The 16,649-nt window shown below is 70.2% G+C and carries 14 protein-coding genes; 8 read left to right on the top strand and 6 right to left on the bottom strand.

What is annotated here, in order from left to right:
- Positions 1 to 7 precede the first annotated feature (7 nt).
- Positions 8 to 190, bottom strand: coding sequence for a DUF397 domain-containing protein (locus tag AB0F13_RS07055; protein WP_362076454.1), 183 nt, complete (start codon positions 188 to 190; stop codon positions 8 to 10).
- Positions 187 to 1,002, bottom strand: a complete 816-nt coding sequence (locus tag AB0F13_RS07060) for a helix-turn-helix transcriptional regulator (RefSeq protein ID WP_362076457.1) — start codon at positions 1,000 to 1,002, stop codon at positions 187 to 189. The genes AB0F13_RS07055 and AB0F13_RS07060 overlap by 4 nt, the downstream gene beginning before the upstream one ends.
- A gap of 221 nt (positions 1,003 to 1,223) precedes the next feature.
- Between AB0F13_RS07060 and metG the strand changes: the two genes are divergently transcribed.
- Positions 1,224 to 2,960 (top strand): methionine--tRNA ligase, encoded by a 1,737-nt coding sequence (metG, locus tag AB0F13_RS07065; protein ID WP_362076460.1) that lies wholly within the window; start codon positions 1,224 to 1,226, stop codon positions 2,958 to 2,960.
- A 142-nt stretch (positions 2,961 to 3,102) separates the two neighbouring features.
- Positions 3,103 to 3,483: a DNA-binding response regulator gene (locus AB0F13_RS07070; RefSeq protein WP_362076463.1), complete on the top strand. Its 381-nt coding sequence runs from the start codon at positions 3,103 to 3,105 to the stop codon at positions 3,481 to 3,483.
- 189 nt (positions 3,484 to 3,672) lie between these two features.
- Here AB0F13_RS07070 and aspS read toward each other — a convergent pair whose 3' ends face one another.
- Positions 3,673 to 5,436 (bottom strand): aspartate--tRNA ligase, encoded by a 1,764-nt coding sequence (aspS, locus tag AB0F13_RS07075; RefSeq protein ID WP_362077180.1) that lies wholly within the window; start codon positions 5,434 to 5,436, stop codon positions 3,673 to 3,675.
- Between the two features lie 162 nt (positions 5,437 to 5,598).
- Between aspS and AB0F13_RS07080 the strand changes: the two genes are divergently transcribed.
- Positions 5,599 to 7,737: a SpoIIE family protein phosphatase gene (locus tag AB0F13_RS07080; protein WP_362076466.1), complete on the top strand. Its 2,139-nt coding sequence runs from the start codon at positions 5,599 to 5,601 to the stop codon at positions 7,735 to 7,737.
- 139 nt (positions 7,738 to 7,876) lie between these two features.
- On the opposite strand, the gene AB0F13_RS07085 is transcribed toward AB0F13_RS07080, so the two are convergent.
- Entirely contained in the window at positions 7,877 to 8,830 is a 954-nt protein-coding gene (locus AB0F13_RS07085; RefSeq protein ID WP_362076469.1) for a pirin family protein, read from the bottom strand.
- Between the two features lie 115 nt (positions 8,831 to 8,945).
- Between AB0F13_RS07085 and AB0F13_RS07090 the strand changes: the two genes are divergently transcribed.
- Positions 8,946 to 9,866 carry a trypsin-like peptidase domain-containing protein gene (locus tag AB0F13_RS07090; protein WP_362076472.1) on the top strand — a complete coding sequence of 307 codons (921 nt, stop codon included), beginning with the start codon at positions 8,946 to 8,948 and terminating at the stop codon, positions 9,864 to 9,866.
- A 53-nt stretch (positions 9,867 to 9,919) separates the two neighbouring features.
- Here the strand turns inward: AB0F13_RS07090 and AB0F13_RS07095 are convergent, their stop codons facing one another.
- On the bottom strand, positions 9,920 to 10,372 hold the full coding sequence (locus AB0F13_RS07095) for an SseB family protein (protein ID WP_362076475.1): 453 nt from the start codon (positions 10,370 to 10,372) through the stop codon (positions 9,920 to 9,922).
- Positions 10,373 to 10,502: 130 nt separating this feature from the next.
- Here AB0F13_RS07095 and AB0F13_RS07100 point away from each other — a divergent pair, with 130 nt between their 5' ends.
- The 4 genes from AB0F13_RS07100 (at position 10,503) to AB0F13_RS07115 (ending at position 14,783) form a co-directional block, all read left to right on the top strand.
- Positions 10,503 to 12,344, top strand: coding sequence for an acyl-CoA dehydrogenase (locus tag AB0F13_RS07100; protein WP_362076478.1), 1,842 nt, complete (start codon positions 10,503 to 10,505; stop codon positions 12,342 to 12,344).
- Between the two features lie 82 nt (positions 12,345 to 12,426).
- Entirely contained in the window at positions 12,427 to 13,725 is a 1,299-nt protein-coding gene (locus AB0F13_RS07105; RefSeq protein WP_362076481.1) for a M18 family aminopeptidase, read from the top strand.
- Between the two features lie 52 nt (positions 13,726 to 13,777).
- On the top strand, positions 13,778 to 14,440 hold the full coding sequence (locus AB0F13_RS07110) for a DUF4232 domain-containing protein (RefSeq protein WP_362076483.1): 663 nt from the start codon (positions 13,778 to 13,780) through the stop codon (positions 14,438 to 14,440).
- Positions 14,441 to 14,558: 118 nt separating this feature from the next.
- Entirely contained in the window at positions 14,559 to 14,783 is a 225-nt protein-coding gene (locus tag AB0F13_RS07115) for a hypothetical protein (protein ID WP_362076486.1), read from the top strand.
- A 28-nt stretch (positions 14,784 to 14,811) separates the two neighbouring features.
- Here the strand turns inward: AB0F13_RS07115 and AB0F13_RS07120 are convergent, their stop codons facing one another.
- The gene (locus tag AB0F13_RS07120) at positions 14,812 to 16,611 is read right to left on the bottom strand and encodes an NHL domain-containing thioredoxin family protein (protein WP_362076489.1); all 1,800 of its coding nucleotides are present in this window, start codon (positions 16,609 to 16,611) and stop codon (positions 14,812 to 14,814) included.
- Positions 16,612 to 16,649 lie beyond the last annotated feature (38 nt).

The following is a 16,649-nucleotide window of genomic DNA, read 5'->3' on the forward strand; positions in this document are numbered from 1 at the left end:
ACCGGTCCTAGTTCGTGACCGTGCGGCTCACGAACGCCGCCCAGGCGGGGGTGCCGAAGGTTATTCGGGGGCCGTTCGGCCGCTTGGAGTCACGGACGTGGACGGTGAGGGGGGCGGTGGCCACCTCGACGCATGCGACGCCCTCGTCATCGCTGTAACTCGACTTGCGCCAGACCAGCTCAGTACTCATAGCTCTTCCGCAATCCGCTCGATGAAACGTGCAGAATCGTCCGGGTCCAATGCCTGGGAGCAGATCCTTCCATAGCGCTGTTCGAGCGCGCTGACCTCGGGCCGCTCAGTCACCAGACGGCTCGTCGACTGCCCCATGACGAAGGCCGTGCGCTCGTGGTCCTCGGACTCGAGAATCAACAGCGCACCACTCAGCGCAGAAGAAGTGACCCGTTCAAAGGGCAGCACCTGGAGCGCGACATTGCAACGTCGCCCGGCCTCCAACAGGTGCAGCAACTGGTCCTTCTGCACCGCATTACCGCCCACAGGGCTCCGCAGAGCGGCCTCGAACACGACGAACGTGAAGGGGATCAACGGCTTGCGGGTCAGAAGCGCTTGCCTGCTCAGCCGAATGGCCAGCCGTTCGTTCGCCAGGTCCTGCTCGACCGGCGGCCATGTGCCGCTGAGCAACGCCCGCGCGTACGGCTCGGTCTGCAGCAGCCCCGGGATGAGAACGGTCTCGTACGAGCTGTGCAAAACCGTCTCGCTCTCGCGCTGCATGAGGTCATGCGCCCGCAGGGGCAACGACTCCTTCGTGAGGTAGGAGAGCCCTGCTGCCAATTTCCCCCGCGCCCCGAACATCTCGTCCGCGATCTCCGCCACCCTCGGCGGAACCCGCCTCCGGCCCTGTTCGACCGACTTGATCAGTTCGGCCGAGTACTGCACCGCCTCCGCCAGCTCCTCCCGGCTGATGCCCGCGTCATGCCGCCACAGCTGGAACTGGCTGCCGAAGTACCGATGGTTGACCGGAAGGTGAGCGCTCTTTTCGAGCATGAGTTCCCCTCTCCTGACAGAGTGGGTACCCCGCGGCCACAGGTCCGTACACCACTCTCCGTGCCTGTTCGGTGACGGACAAGGCTACGGCCCGGCCGCTCCGCGGCGGGCCCGAACGCTTGACACAGCCGTCATAATCACCGCGCAACGCCCCCCTGCCCCTCGGATACGCTAAAGGTGCATCTAAATCCCAGACACACACCGACCAGGGAGCAGCCGCAATGGCTCGACACCTCATCACCAGCGCCCTTCCGTATATCAACGGGATCAAGCACCTGGGCAACATGGTGGGGTCCATGCTCCCGGCGGATGTGTACGCCCGCTACCTGCGTCAGACGGGCCGCGAGACGCTCTACATCTGCGCCACCGACGAGCACGGCACGCCCGCCGAGCTCGGCGCCAAGGAGCTCGGGCTGCCTGTGGACGCGTTCTGCGCCCAGCAGCACGACGCGCAGAAGGCGATCTACGAGGGCTTCGCTCTTTCCTTCGACTACTTCGGCCGCAGCTCCTCCGCCGAGAACCGGGAAATCACCCAGCACTTCGCGCGCCAGCTGCAGAAGAACGGGTTCATCGAGGAGCGGGCGATCCGCCAGGTCTACTCCCTGGCCGACGGCCGCTTTCTGCCCGACCGCTACATCGTCGGCACGTGTCCGCACTGCGGCTACGACAAGGCGCGCGGCGACCAGTGCGAGAACTGCACCCGCGTCCTGGACCCGACGGACCTGATCGACGCCCGTTCGGCGATCAGCGGCAGCAGTGACCTGGAGGTGCGCGAGACCAAGCACCTCTTCCTGCTCCAGTCGAAGCTGCAGGTCGAGGTCGAGGCGTGGATCGACGAGCACGGCAAGGACTGGCCGGTGCTGGCCTCCTCCATCGCCCGCAAGTGGCTGACCGAGGGCCTGAACGACCGTGCCATCACGCGTGACCTGGACTGGGGCGTTCCGGTCCCGGCCGACACGTGGCCGGAGCTGGCGGCCGACGGCAAGGTCTTCTACGTCTGGTTCGACGCCCCGATCGAGTACATCGGTGCCACCAAGGAGTGGGCGGCCCAGGACCCGGCCGGCCGCGACTGGAAGTCGTGGTGGTACGAGGCCGACGACGTCCGCTACACCCAGTTCATGGGCAAGGACAACGTCCCCTTCCACACGGTGATGTTCCCGGCCACGCAGCTCGGCACCCGCGAGCCGTGGAAGAAGGTCGACTACGTCAAGGCCTTCAACTGGCTCAACTACTACGGCGGCAAGTTCTCCACGTCCCAGAAGCGCGGCGTCTTCACGCATGACGCCCTGGAGCTGCTGCCCGCCGACTACTGGCGCTACTTCATGATGGCCAACGCCCCCGAGTCGGACGACACGTCCTTCACGTGGGAGCTGTTCTCGGCCACGGTCAACAAGGACCTCGCCGACGTCCTCGGCAACTTCGTCAACCGCGTCCTGTCCTTCTCCCGCAAGCGCTTCGGTGACGACGTCCCCGCGGGCAGCGAGGCGGGCGCCGCCGAGGCCGAGCTGGGCCGCCAGATCGCGGAGCTGCTCGCCGAGTACGAGCGGCACATGGAGGAGATGCAGTTCCGCAAGGCGGCGCAGGCGCTGCGCGCCCTGTGGAGCGCGGGCAACTCCTACCTGGAGAGCAAGGCCCCCTGGCTGGAGATCAAGACCGACCCCGAGGGCGCCGCGCTGACGCTGCGCACGGCGATGAACCTCATCCACCTCTACTCGATCGTCTCCGAGCCGTTCATCCCGGCGTCCGCCGCGGCCATGCGCTCGGCGTTCCAGCTCACGGAGACCGCACCCGGTCAGAAGCGCGCCACGTGGGTGACCTCCGACGAGGCCAAGTCGCTGTCCTTCATCCCGGCGGGCACTCCCTTCACCGTGCCGCCGGTGCTCTTCGCGAAGATCACCGAGGATGACCTGGCCGGTTACCGCGAGCGCTTCGGCGGCGGCGAGGAGTCCGCGGCCTGAGCCTTGAGGCAGCACGCGGGAAGGGCCCGGAACCACGCGGTTCCGGGCCCTTCCCATATGCGTTGATCGTTCAGCAATCGTTCGTTCAGCCCGTACCGGCACGCTGAGGGTGTTCGGTTACGCGGGGAGACGAGGAAGAGCAATGTTCGAAAAACGCATCACCGTAAGCGTCCATGCCGCCGACGAGCTGGGCAGGCACCGCATTGTCCGGCAGCTGCGCGCGCTGCCCGGCATCGGCGTCGCCCGCCGGGGCGAGGCGGGGGCCGCCGTCGACATCCTGCTCATGGGGCGGCACGACGCCGGTGCCGCGACGGCCCTGCGGCGCATGGTCCGTGCCGACCGGGCGCCGCTCGTCGTCGTCGCCGAGGAACTGGGCGAGACGGAGCTGATGGCGGTTGCGGAGTACGGCGCGACGGCCGTGCTGTACGGCCACCGGCTGACGCCGGGGCGGCTGTCGCGGGCGGTGCACAACGCGGCGGGGTGCTGCCCGCGGGTGCCGATGAGTGCGGCCCGTGGCTACTGATGTCCCCGGTCGCCGGACAGGTCGCCGGACAGGCTGAATTCCGCTCCCCGCCGCGGTCGGTGGAGGGCTCGGGGGCGCTGCGACGCACATCGCCGGACGGGCTCGGATGCGAGCCCGTCCGGCGATCGGGGACAACCGGCGCCCGGCGTGCCGGGCGCCATCGGGCCCGGCACGCCGTGCCTGCGCGTGTTACTTCGCCTGCGGCTTCCGCAGCGAGAGGTGCAGCTCCTTCAGGCGGGACTCGTCGACCTCGCTCGGGGCGCCCATCAGCAGGTCCTGCGCGTTGCCGTTGAGCGGGAACGCGATGGTCTCGCGGATGTTCGGCTCGTCGGCCAGCAGCATCACGATGCGGTCGACGCCCGGGGCGATGCCGCCGTGCGGCGGGGCGCCGAACTTGAAGGCGCGCAGCATGCCGCCGAACTCCTTCTCGACCTCGTCCTTCGAGTAACCGGCGATCTCGAAGGCCTTGTACATGACCTCGGGCTCGTGGTTACGGATGGCGCCGGAGGACAGCTCGGTGCCGTTGCAGACGATGTCGTACTGCCAGGCCAGGATGTCCAGCGGGTCCATCGTCTCCAGGGCCTCCAGGCCGCCCTGGGGCATGGAGAAGGGGTTGTGGGAGAACTCGACCTTGCCCGTCTCCTCGTCCTTCTCGTACATCGGGAAGTCGACGATCCAGCAGAAGCGGAAGACGTTCTCCTCGAAGTGGCCGGCGCGCTTGGCGGCCTCGACGCGGACCGCGCCCATGATCTTGGAGACCTCGTCGAACTCGCCCGCGCCGAAGAAGACGGCGTGGCCGGGCTCCAGGCCCAGGGCCTCGACGAGCGCCTTGACGTCCTCTTCCGTGAGGAACTTCGCGATCGGGCCGGAGAGCTGGTTGCCCTCGCCCACCCGGACCCAGGCCAGGCCCTTCGCGCCCTGCTCGACCGCGTACTCGCCCAGGCCGTCGAAGAACTTGCGGGACTGACCGGCGGTGTCCGGCACGGCCAGCGCACGGACGTGCTTGCCGGCGAAGGCCTTGAAGCCGCTGTCGGCGAAGACGCCGGAGACGTCGACGAGCTCCAGCTTGGCGCGCAGGTCCGGCTTGTCGGAGCCGTACTTCAGCATCGCCTCGCGGAAGGGGATGCGCGGGAAGGGGGAGGTGACGTGGCGGCCGTTGCCGAACTCCTCGAAGAGGTCGGTCATGACCTTCTCGATGACCTGGAAGACGTCCTCCTGCTCGACGAAGGACATCTCCATGTCGAGCTGGTAGAACTCGCCCGGCGAACGGTCGGCGCGGGCGTCCTCGTCGCGGAAGCACGGCGCGATCTGGAAGTAGCGGTCGAAGCCCGCGATCATCAGCAGCTGCTTGAACTGCTGCGGGGCCTGCGGCAGCGCGTAGAACTTGCCCGCGTGCAGACGCGAGGGCACCAGGAAGTCGCGCGCGCCCTCGGGTGAGGTGGCGGACAGGATCGGGGTGGCCAGCTCGTTGAAGCCCAGGGAGGTCATCTTCTGGCGCAGCGCGGAGATGACGGCGGAGCGCAGCATGATGTTGCGGTGCATGCGCTCGCGGCGCAGGTCGAGGAAGCGGTACTCCAGACGGCGCTCCTCGTTCACCCCGTCATCGGCGTTGATCGTGAAGGGGATCTGCTCGGCAGCGCCGAGCACCTCCACCTCGGTGACCTCGACCTCGATCTCGCCGGTGGACAGCTCGGGGTTGACGTTGTCGGCGCCGCGGCTCATGACCTTGCCGTCGACGCGGACGACGGTCTCCTTGGTGAGGTGGCTCAGCGCCTCGTTCGCCTGGGTGCCGGGGCGGGCCACCAGCTGGACCAGGCCGTGGTGGTCGCGCAGGTCGATGAAGAGGATGCCGCCCAGGTCGCGCCGATTGTGCAGCCAGCCACTCAGTCGCACGTCGGTGTCGACGTCAGCCGCACGGAGCTCGCCGCAGGTGTGGGACCGGTACCGATGCATCATTCATCCAAGTCGTGGTCGAGGGTGTTGATCGGGAGTGGCGCTGCAGAAGACCGCGGGCCTGGGTCAGCGTGCGGTCAGTGTGCATACAGCACCAAGCAAGGGTATCGCCCCACCCGGCTTCGGTGGTCTCCCCTCCACAGACCTGCATAAAGTAGGGCAATGCGCACCGAGGACGTGCTGGCCGCCGTCGCGACCGGCCTGTGGCAATGGGACAACGTCTCGCGCACCGTCACGTTCGACGCCGAGGGCGCACGGCTGCTGGGCCTGCCCCCCACCCGGGTGGAGCTCACCGAGTCCGCGGCCCGGGCCCGGTTCCACGCGGTGGACTGGGTCGAGGTGCAGGGCATCATCAACCTCGCCGTGGCCGAGGGCACCCTCGCCGAGGCGCGCATCCGGATCGTGGACGACGAGGGCCGGGTGCTGCGCACCGTGCGCAGCCGCACCAAGCCGTACGGGCGCGGGGCCGACTACTCCCTGGTGGGCACCATCCAGGAGGTCCCCGAGCCGCAGCCGGGCACCTCCGCGGCCCGTACGCCGGTCACGGGTGACTGGCGGCGCAACCGCGAGGCCTTCCTGCTGGACGCGGGCCGGGCGCTGGCCGAGGCGCGCTCGACGTCCGAGGTGCTGCGGGTGGCGGCGATGCTCTCGATGCCGGGCTTCGAGCCGTCGGGGCTGGCCGTCTTCGCCAACGAGGGCGGCCGCGTCAAGCTCATCGGCCACCACGGCTACGCCCCGCACGACATGGACGACTTCCTCGACCAGTCCATGGACGCCGCCGACCCGGCCGCCGAGGTCATCCGCACCGGCCGCGCGGTGTACCTGCCAAGCCCGGAGGACTACCGGCGCCGCTTTCCCGGCGTCTACCCCCTGGTGGAACGTTTCAGCAGGCAGTCCTGGGCCTTCCTCCCGCTGATCAACGCGGGGCGCACCATCGGCGCCTGGATGGCCGGCTTCAGCGTCCCGGTCTCCTTCACCCCCGACGAGCGCTCGGTGCTCACCACGGTCGCCCGGATGCTCGCCCAGGCCCTGGGGCGGGCCAGCCTCCACGAGACCGAGCGCGAGCTGACCGTGGGCCTGCAGCGCTCGATGATGCCCACCGTCCAGCCCGACATCCCCGGCATGACCGTGGCGGCGCGGTACGTGCCCACCGGCGGCGGCCTGGAGGTAGGCGGCGACTGGTACGACATGATCCCGCTGCCGTCGGGGAAGATCGCCCTGGTCATCGGCGACGTCCAGGGCCACGACGTACGGGCCGCCGGGCTCATGGGCCAGCTGCGGATCGCCCTGCGCGCGTACGCCTCCGAGGGCCACCACCCCGACGCGGTCCTCTCCCGCGCCTCCCGCTTCCTCGCCGGCATCAATGGGGACGGCTACTCCGAAGACACGGCCGAGGACCAGCGCTTCGCCACCTGCCTCTACATCGAGGTCTGCCCCAGCAGCGGGCTGCTGGTCATCGCCCGGGCCGGGCACCCCGAGCCCGCGATCCGGCTCAGCGACGGCACCATGCTCGTCCGCCCCACGGCGGGCGGACTGCCGCTGGGGATCATCCCCGACACCGACTACCCCACCAGCCGGATCGTCCTGGATTCGGGCGAGACGATGCTGGTGTGCACGGACGGACTCATCGAGACCGGCGGCCACGACCTGGAGACCGGCTGGAACAGGCTGCGCGAGATCATCGAGGGCCACCCGCTCGACGAGGACGGCGGCAATCTGGAGGAGCTCGCCGACACCCTCGTCCAGGCCGTGCACGGCCCGCCGTCCCACTACACCACCGGCCCGCTCATCGACCGCCGCGAGGACGACATCGCCCTGCTGCTCCTGCGCCGCGAGGCCCCGGCCCCGGCCGACGTGGGCGCACCCGCCGCGGCGCCCCGCCCGGCCCGCCGCACCGGCCTGACCGTCGCCCAGGCCGAGCCCGAGCGCATCGCGGACGCCCGGCATCAGATCCGCGAACTGATGCATGACTGGCCCGACGGGGACCAGACCGACTCGGCGGTGCTGATGGTCTCCGAGATGATCACCAATGTGCTGGTCCACACGGACGGGGACGCGGTGCTGACCGCCGAGATATCGGGCCGGGCCGGTGGCCGCCGCCTCCGCGTCGACGTCGCCGACGCCAGCGACGAACTGCCGCACCGGCGCCATCCGGGCGAGATGGCCTCCTCCGGGCGCGGCCTGGTGCTGATGGAGATCCTGGCCGGGGCCTGGGGCGTCGACCCGCGCGGCGAGGGCAAGAACATCTGGTTCGAGCTGTACGAGACGGACTCGGACGTGCACTTCGAGGCGATCACTTAAGGCGCCGGACGGGCCGGGTTGCGAGCCCGTCCGGCGGTTGAGGACAAAGCGGCGGCGCGCTGGAGCACGCCCCCGGCCCGGCGGACCAGGCCGGAGGCTGGGCGAACGGAGCCGGAGGCCAGGCGGACCGGGCCGGAGGCTAGGCGGCGTCGGCCGGGATCCGGCCCAGCCGTCCCGCCTGGAAGTCCTCGAAGGCCTGCGCCAGCTCCGCGTGCGTGTTCATCACGAAGGGCCCGTAGTGCATCATCGGCTCCCGGATCGGCTGCCCGCCGAGCAGCACGACCTCGAAGTCCGGGCTCCGGGACTCCTGCGTCGCGTCCGCCCTGAGCGTCAGCGAGTCGCCGTCGCCGAAGACCACGGTCCGGCCCGTACGGAACGGCCGCTGCCCGGGGCCGGCCGTGCCGCGCCCGGCGAGGGCGTAGGCGAGGGCGTTGAACCCGGGCCGCCAGGGCAGGGTGAGCTCGGCGCCGGGGCTGAGGGACACGTGCATCATCGTGATGGGCGTGTGGGTGATGCCCGGGCCCCGGTGGCCGTCGATGTCACCGGCGATCAGGCGGAGCAGCGCGCCGCCGTCGGACGAGGTGAGCAGCGTGACCTTGCCGCGGCCGATGTCCTGGTAGCGGGGGGCCATCATCTTGTCCTTCTTCGGCAGGTTCACCCACAGCTGGAGGCCGTGGAAGAGCCCGCCGCTGACAACGAGCGCCTCCGGGGGCGCCTCGATGTGCAGCAGGCCGGACCCGGCGGTCATCCACTGGGTGTCGCCGTCCTGGATCGTGCCGCCGCCCCCGTGGGAGTCGCGGTGGACGAAGGTGCCGTCGATCAAGTAGGTCACGGTCTCGAAGCCGCGGTGTGGGTGCCACGGGGTGCCCTTGGGCTCGCCCGGGGCGTACTCCACCTCACCCATCTGGTCCATCATGATGAACGGGTCGAGGTACCTGTAGTCGATCCCCGCGAAGGCCCGGCGGACCGGGAACCCCTCGCCCTCGAAGCCCCCCGGAGCGGTGCCGACGTGCAGCACCGGGCGCTGCGTGCCGCCGGCGGGCGCGGCCACGCGCGGCAGGATCAGCGGATTGTCGACAGTCACTGCGGGCATGTCAGCCTCCTCGGTCGTCCGTTCAATTTAGTTGAATGGTGAACAACTAACAAGGCCCCATCCATTCCCCGGACACGGAACGCATCATTCCGATCGAAGGGTGGACACTTGATCAATGCGCCTGAGATACGCCGCCGCCCTCCTCGCCGCCGTGCTGGCCCTGGCCGTCGTCGGCCTGCTCGTGGCCAACCGCGGAGCGGCCACGGACACACCGCTGGCCGACGGTGACGCCACCGGGCACTACAAGGAGCCGTGGGAGCTGGGCAAGAAGGCCGCGTCCGCGCTGCAGGGGGTCGTGGAGTCCGTCCCGCCGGACGGGAGGCCCCACGCCGGCACGCGCCGCGGCGGCCGCACCGGTCCGCTGACCCCCTCCGAGCCGCTCACCGCGACGGAGGCGGCGACGTCGGCGGCCGTGGGACCGCTGTTCTACACCGCCCAGGGCGAGCCGGTGCACGGCTGCACCGCGAGCGTGGTGCACAGCCCGCGCCGCGACCTGATCGTCACCGCCGCGCACTGCGTGTACATGGACGGCTTCCGCACCGACCTGGCATTCGTGCCGGGGTACAAGGACGGCAAGGCGCCGTACGGGGTATGGGTGCCCGGCTCGATCGACATCGACCCCGAGTGGGCCAGGAACCGCGACCCGGACCACGACGTGGCCTTCCTGCGCCTGAGGCCGGCGACCGGTGACCCGAGGGGGGAGATCGAGGGGGTCACGGGCGCCGAGGAGCTCCGCTTCGGCGGGCCCCGGCGGCTGCCCGCGCGGGTGCTCGGCTACCCGAACGCCGGGGAACGGCCGGTCGCCTGCCAGAACGCCACCGAGGCCGAGAGCGCCACCCAGCAGCGCTTCGCGTGCGAGGGGCTGCCCAACGGCACGAGCGGCAGCCCGTTCCTCACGGACGTGGACCCGGCCACGGGCCTGGGCACCCTTGTGGGCGTCCTGGGCGGCAAGGACGAGGGCGGCGACGAGGAGACCTCGTACAGCACGTACTTCGGTGACGCGATCGAACGGCTGTACCGCCGCGCGGTGCGCTGAGCGGGCCCCGGGACGGGGCCCGGCCCGGCCGGCCGGCCGCGGGGCGACGGCGTCTAGCCGTACATCCTGCGCATCGCGAAGTCGACCATCTGCTCCACCGACTTCGCGTCGAAGACGATCCGGTGATCGCCCTCCATGTCCAGGACGAAGCCGTAACCGGTCGGCAGCAGGTCTATCACCTCCGCACCGGTGATCACGAAGTACTTGGACTCCTTGCCCGCGTACCGGCGCAGCTCCTTCAGCGAGGTGAACATCGGGATCACCGGCTGCTGCGTGTTGTGCAGGGCCAGGAAACCGGGGTTCTCGCCGCGCGGGCAGTACACCTTGGAGTTGGCGAAGATCGTCTGGAAGTCCTCGGCGGACATCTGGCCCGTGGTGAAGGCACGGACCGCATCCGCGAGGGACGGGGGCGACGGCTCGGGGTAGAGCGGCTGTTCGCCGTAGCCGCCGGGCTGCTGCGGGGGCGCGTAGCCCTGCTGTGCCGCGTTCTGGTCGTAGCCGTACATGGGCCAAAGCGTAACCAGTCACAGTTGGGCGATCAGGGGTTGCGCCTTATTACCGACGGGTAGCATCATGCTGCTTACTGACCGGTACGCATAGAGGATCGCCCTCCCGTCCCTTACGGAGCCGTCTGTCATGGGCCACTACAAGTCCAATCTCCGCGACATCGAGTTCAACCTTTTCGAGGTCCTCGGCCGCGACAAGCTGTACGGCACCGGCCCCTTCGGGGAAATGGACGTCGAGACGGCGAAGAGCGTGCTGTCGGAGATCGCCCGCCTCTCGGAGAACGAGCTGGCCGCCTCCTTCGTGGACACGGACCGCAACCCGCCCGTCTTCGACCCGGAGACCAATACGGCGCCGGTCCCGGAGTCGTTCAAGAAGAGCTACCAGGCGTACATGGACGCCGAGTGGTGGCGTCTGGGCATCCCGGAGGGCATCGGCGGCACCACCACGCCGCGCTCGCTGCTCTGGGGCTTCGCCGAGACCATCCTGGGCTCGAACCCCGCCGTCTGGATGTACTCCTCCGGCCCCGCCTTCGCGGGCGTGCTCTACGACGAGGGCACCGAGCAGCAGAAGCACATCGCGAAGCTCGCGGTGGACAAGCAGTGGGGCTCCACCATGGTGCTCACCGAGCCGGACGCCGGCTCGGACGTGGGCGCCGGGCGCACCAAGGCGATCAAGCAGGAGGACGGCTCCTGGCACATCGAGGGTGTGAAGCGCTTCATCACCTCCGGTGAGCACGACATGGCGGAGAACATCCTCCACTACGTCCTCGCCCGCCCCGAGGGCCACGGCCCGGGCACCAAGGGCCTGTCCCTCTTCCTCGTGCCGAAGTACGAGTTCGACTTCGAGACCGGCGAGCTGGGCGAGCGCAACGGCGTCTACGCCACCAACGTCGAGCACAAGATGGGCCTGAAGGCCTCCAACACCTGCGAGATGACCTTCGGCGACAAGCACCCCGCCAAGGGCTGGCTCATCGGCGAGAAGCACGACGGCATCCGCCAGATGTTCATGATCATCGAGTTCGCCCGCATGATGGTCGGCACGAAGGCGATCGCCACCCTCTCCACCGGCTACCTCAACGCCCTGGAGTACGCCAAGGAGCGCGTGCAGGGCCCGGACCTGGCCGCCTTCACGGACAAGGCCGCCCCGAAGGTCACCATCACGCACCACCCCGACGTGCGCCGCTCGCTGATGACGCAGAAGGCGTACGCCGAGGGCATGCGCGCCCTCGTCCTCTACACCGCTTCCGTCCAGGACGAGATCCTGGCCAAGGAGGCCGCGGGCGACGAGGAGTCCCTGAAGGAGGCCAAGAAGCTGCACGGCCTCAACGACCTGCTGCTGCCGGTCGTCAAGGGCTACGGCTCGGAGAAGTCCTACGAGCAGCTGGCGCAGTCCCTGCAGACCTTCGGCGGCTCCGGGTACCTGCAGGAGTACCCGATCGAGCAGTACATCCGCGACTCGAAGATCGACACGCTCTACGAGGGCACCACCGCCATCCAGGGCCAGGACTTCTTCTTCCGGAAGATCGTCCGCGACCAGGGCCAGGCGCTGACCACCCTCTCCGAGGAGATCAAGAAGTTCCTCGCGGAGGCCGCCGGCGGCGAGGAGCTCGCCGACGCCCGCGAGAAGCTCGCCAAGGCCGCGGTGGACCTGGAGGGGATCGTCGGCGCGATGCTGACCGACCTCGCCGCCACCGAGAAGGACGTCAAGTCCATCTACAAGGTGGGCCTGAACACCACCCGCCTGCTGATGGCCTCCGGTGACGTCATCGTCGGCTACCTGCTCCTCAAGGGCGCGTCGGTCGCGGCCGAGAAGCTGCCGGCCGCCTCCGCCAAGGACAAGGCGTTCTACACGGGCAAGATCGCGGCGGCGAAGTTCTTCGCCCACACGGTCCTGCCGGCCCTCTCCGTCGAGCGCTCGCTCGCCGAGTCGGTCGACCAGTCGCTGATGGAGCTGGACGAGGCCGCGTTCTAAGTCACGAACACACAGGCTCAAGGGGCAGGAGCCGGGCGCCGAAAGGCCGCCCGGCTCTTGCCCTGATCCTTATCCTGAACGAATGAGCTCTGCGCACCGCTTCGACCGCGGCCACACCGACGACCTGATGACCTTCCTCGCGGCCAGCCCGTCGCCGTACCACGCGGTGGCGAACACCGCCGAGCGGCTGGAGAAGGCCGGTTTCCGCCAGGTCGCGGAGACCGACGCCTGGGACGGGCAGACCGGCGGCAAGTACGTGCTGCGCGGCGGCGCCATCATCGCCTGGTACGTCCCCGAGGGGGCGGGCGCCGCCACCCCGTTCCGCATCATCGGGGCCCACACCGACTCCCCCAACCTGCGCGTCAAGCCGCTGCCCGACACCGGGGCGCACGGCTGGCGGCAGGTCGCCGTCGAGCTCTACGGCGGCACGCTCCTCAACACCTGGCTCGACCGCGACCTCGGCCTGTCCGGCCGGGTCACCCTGCGGGACGGCAGCCACCACCTCGTCAACGTCGACCGTCCGCTGCTGCGCGTACCGCAGCTGGCCGTCCACCTCGACCGCGGCGTCAACCAGGACGGCCTCAAGCTCGACAAGCAGCGCCACATGACGCCCATCTGGGGCCTGGGCGACGTCGCCGAGGGCGACCTCATCCGCTTCGTCGCCGAGGAAACCGGCCTGGACGCCGGGCAGATCAGCGGCTGGGACCTGATGGTGCACAGCGTCGAGGCACCCGCCTACCTCGGCCGCGACCGCGAGCTGCTGGCCGGCCCCCGCATGGACAACCTGCTGTCCGTACACGCCGGCATCGCCGCCCTCACCGCCGCCGCGACCGGCCCCGCCGACGGCCTCACCTCCATCCCGGTCCTGGCCGCCTTCGACCACGAGGAGAACGGCAGCCAGTCCGACACCGGCGCCGAAGGCCCCCTGCTCGGCAACGTCCTGGAACGGTCCGTCTTCGCACGCGGCGGTACGTACGAGGACAAGGCCCGCGCCTTCGCCGGCACCGTCTGCCTGTCCTCCGACACCGGCCACGCCGTGCACCCCAACTACGCCGAGCGGCACGAGCCGGGCCACCACCCCATGCCCAACGGCGGCCCGATCCTCAAGGTCAACGTCAACCAGCGCTACGCCACCGACGGCAGCGGCCGGGCCGTGTTCGCCGCCGCCTGCGAGCGGGCGGGCGTGCCCTGGCAGCACTTCGTCTCCAACAACTCCGTGGCCTGCGGCACGACCATCGGGCCGATCACCGCCGCCCGGCACGGCATCGCCACGGTCGACATCGGCGTCGCGATCCTCTCGATGCACTCCGCGCGCGAGCTGTGCGGCGCGCAGGACCCCCACCTGCTGGCCTCCGCCCTGACGGCCTTTCTGGAGGGCTGATATACAGCCTCCGGACGCTCTGCACACCGAACAGCCCACCGGGGGAAGCACCATGAACACCCGCACCCTGCGGACCGCCGCCGCGCTCGCCGCCGTGGCCGCCCTGACCCTCACCGCCTGCGAAAGCGGCGGTGAGGGCGGCAAGAAGGACAAGGCCGCCGCATCCGACGCGCCGGCATCCGCCACCCCGGCGGCCGGCGGCGACACCGACAGCGGCGACAAGAACGGCGACAAGGACGGCGACGAGGCCCCCGGCGACGAGGCCGGCGACGACGCCAAGTCGCCCGGAACGAGCGGCCTCTGCGACGGCGCCCTCAAGATCGAGGTCAGGCCGGTGAAGTCCCCCGTCAACCACGTCCTGCTGGTGGCGACGAACACCTCCGACAAGCTCTGCCTCGTCGACGGCTTCCCGTTCCTCCGCTTCGACCAGGACCAGGCCACGGCCAATGTGGTCGAGGAGAGCCGGACGCAGGACAGGATCATGGTCCGCCCCGGCAAGTCCGCCTACGCCGGGATCACGGCCTCCTCCGCGAGCGGCTCGGGCGGCAAGGGCCGCGACGTCAAGCAGCTCACGGTCACCTTCCAGGACCTCAAGGGCCGGCCCCTCGCGGGCACCAAGGCCCAGCCCGCCCTGCCGGGCGGAACACTGCACGTCGACGACTCGGCCCGTACGACGTACTGGGTGGATGCCGAGGCCATCGCGCTCGAGTGGTGAGCACCGCCGCCCGGCCGGGCGGTGATTGACCGCCCGGGTCCGGGGTACCCGGATCGTGCCCAGCCGGTGAGCCTGTCGGCCCGCCGGCACGGCCGATCACCTCGGGAGGCGTTTCCCCATGGGCATGGGATGGTGCATCGCTCTGATCGCGGCGGGGGGCATCCTCACCTTCGCGGTCGACTGGCACATGCAGGGCATGAACGTCACCCTCGTGGGCCTCATCCTCATGGCAGCCGGCATTCTGGGTCTGAGTGCCTACGTCAGCATCTTCAAGCGACGCAGGGTCCAACCGCCGCCCCCGGCGGCCCCCGTCGTCGAGGAGGACCACCGGTTCGTCCGCTGAGCGGCCACCGGCCGCGCGGGCCGGCCGGTCAGCCGTCGAGGCCCGCCAGTACCAGCGGCAGCCGGCGCACACCGCCGGCGGTCACCCGCACCGGAACACCCCAGTCCTGCTGGTGGACATGGCAGGCGGGGTATTCGTTGGCCGGGTCGTCGTCGCACGACGCGGCCATCGCGGAGACGTGCAGCACGCCCTCGCTCTCCCCGTCCGCCAGCACCAGCTCACGGCGCAGGTCCGTGCCCTGGCCCGCACCCTCCGCGAGCAGGCCGGGCGGCGTCGAGCTGACGAGCAGACGCGTGGAGGGCCCGTAGCGCGTGTCCAGCTTCTGCCCGGCGGGCGCCTGGAAGACCACGTCCAGCACCAGCGTCCCGGGGGCCACCTCCGTCGCCTCCCGCTGCGTGCGGTGCGCCACGGACTCCACCCGTACCGCCTCCTCCGGCAGCCGCAGCCGCGTCAGGCGGTGCCGGGCCGACTCGACGACGACGATGTCGCCCTCCACGAGGACGGCGTCCGAAGGCTCCCGCAGGTCCGTCGCGAGCGTGGTCACCTCGCCCGTCGCCGGGTCGTAGCGGCGCAGCGCGTGGTTGTAGGTGTCGGAGACGGCCACCGAGCCGTCGGGCAGGGCGGTGACCCCGAGCGGGTGCTGCAGCAGCGCCTGGGCGGCGTCGCCGTCGCGGTGCCCGAAGTCGAAGAGCCCGGTGCCCACGGCCGTACGGACGGCGAATGTCCCGCCGTCCCGTTCGACGAAGCGCAGCGCCGAGGTCTCGGAGTCGGCGACCCACAGCCGGTCGGCGGTCGCGGCGAGCCCGGACGGCTGGGCGAACCACGCCTCGGCCGCCGGCCCGTCCACCAGGCCCTCGTTCGTCGTGCCGGCCGCCACCTCGACGGTCCCGGCCGCCGGGTCGTACGTCCACAGCTGGTGGACGCCGGCCATGGCGATCCACACCCGGTCCGCGAACCAGGCCACGTCCCAGGGCGAGGAGAGCGAGACCTCGAGGGCGGGCCCGGAGGTGGGCGAGCCCTGCATCCACTGCCGTCCGGTGCCCGCGATCGTCCCGACCGTGCCCGTCGCCGGGTCGTAGGTGCGCAGCGCGTGGTTGACGGTGTCGGCGACGACGACCCTGCCGTCGGGCAGCAGCGCGAGCCCCTGCGGCTCACTGAAGCTGTCGTCCCCGAAGCCGCGCTCCCCGCTGCCGACGCGGCGCACGACCGTCTCGCCGTCGGCCTCCAGCTCGACCAGCTGGTGCCGGGTGGAGTCGGACACCAGGAAGTTCCCGGACGGCAGCAGCAGTGCCTTGCCGGGGAAACGCAGGTCCGTGGCGACCGGCTCGGGGGCGACGTACGGTGTGTCGCCACGCCGCAGGGTGCCCTTGGCCTCGTGCTCGGCCTCCAGCTCCGCGACGAGCGTCTCCAGGGCGTGGGCATGGCCCTCGCCCGCGTGCTGGGCCACGATGTAGCCCTCGGGGTCGATGACGACGAGCGTGGGCCAGGCGCGGACGGCGTACTGCTTCCAGGTCGCGAGCTCGGGGTCGTCCAGGACGGGGTGGTGCACCTCGTACCGCTCGACGGCGTCGACGACGGCCTGATGGTCGGCCTCGTGCACGAACTTCGGCGAGTGCACGCCGATGATCACGACGGTGTCGCGGTGCTTGTCCTCCAGCTCGCGCAGCTCGTCGAGGACATGCAGGCAGTTCACACAGCAAAACGTCCAAAAGTCCAGAATGACAACGCGTCCTCGGAGGTCAGCGAGGGTGAGGTCGTTGTCGCCGGTGTTCAGCCAGCCGCCCTTGCCGATGAGTTCGGGGGCGCGGACGCGTGCGTGTGGGGCCATGCCCCATTCAAACATCAACGGTCGGTGCGGCTATTCCG

Origin of the sequence: Streptomyces sp. NPDC026206 (assembly GCF_040638465.1) — a bacterium.
Classification (GTDB): domain Bacteria; phylum Actinomycetota; class Actinomycetes; order Streptomycetales; family Streptomycetaceae; genus Streptomyces.

What these genes read in the sequence shown, in the direction of transcription:
- AB0F13_RS07055 (WP_362076454.1), bottom strand. Translation starts at nt 190, where the DNA reads ATGAGTACTGAGCTGGTCTGGCGCAAGTCGAGTTACAGCGATGACGAG.
- AB0F13_RS07060 (WP_362076457.1), bottom strand. Translation starts at nt 1,002, where the DNA reads ATGCTCGAAAAGAGCGCTCACCTTCCGGTCAACCATCGGTACTTCGGC.
- metG (WP_362076460.1), top strand. Translation starts at nt 1,224, where the DNA reads ATGGCTCGACACCTCATCACCAGCGCCCTTCCGTATATCAACGGGATC.
- AB0F13_RS07070 (WP_362076463.1), top strand. Translation starts at nt 3,103, where the DNA reads ATGTTCGAAAAACGCATCACCGTAAGCGTCCATGCCGCCGACGAGCTG.
- aspS (WP_362077180.1), bottom strand. Translation starts at nt 5,436, where the DNA reads ATGCATCGGTACCGGTCCCACACCTGCGGCGAGCTCCGTGCGGCTGAC.
- AB0F13_RS07080 (WP_362076466.1), top strand. Translation starts at nt 5,599, where the DNA reads ATGCGCACCGAGGACGTGCTGGCCGCCGTCGCGACCGGCCTGTGGCAA.
- AB0F13_RS07085 (WP_362076469.1), bottom strand. Translation starts at nt 8,830, where the DNA reads ATGCCCGCAGTGACTGTCGACAATCCGCTGATCCTGCCGCGCGTGGCC.
- AB0F13_RS07090 (WP_362076472.1), top strand. Translation starts at nt 8,946, where the DNA reads ATGCGCCTGAGATACGCCGCCGCCCTCCTCGCCGCCGTGCTGGCCCTG.
- AB0F13_RS07095 (WP_362076475.1), bottom strand. Translation starts at nt 10,372, where the DNA reads ATGTACGGCTACGACCAGAACGCGGCACAGCAGGGCTACGCGCCCCCG.
- AB0F13_RS07100 (WP_362076478.1), top strand. Translation starts at nt 10,503, where the DNA reads ATGGGCCACTACAAGTCCAATCTCCGCGACATCGAGTTCAACCTTTTC.
- AB0F13_RS07105 (WP_362076481.1), top strand. Translation starts at nt 12,427, where the DNA reads ATGAGCTCTGCGCACCGCTTCGACCGCGGCCACACCGACGACCTGATG.
- AB0F13_RS07110 (WP_362076483.1), top strand. Translation starts at nt 13,778, where the DNA reads ATGAACACCCGCACCCTGCGGACCGCCGCCGCGCTCGCCGCCGTGGCC.
- AB0F13_RS07115 (WP_362076486.1), top strand. Translation starts at nt 14,559, where the DNA reads ATGGGCATGGGATGGTGCATCGCTCTGATCGCGGCGGGGGGCATCCTC.
- AB0F13_RS07120 (WP_362076489.1), bottom strand. Translation starts at nt 16,611, where the DNA reads ATGGCCCCACACGCACGCGTCCGCGCCCCCGAACTCATCGGCAAGGGC.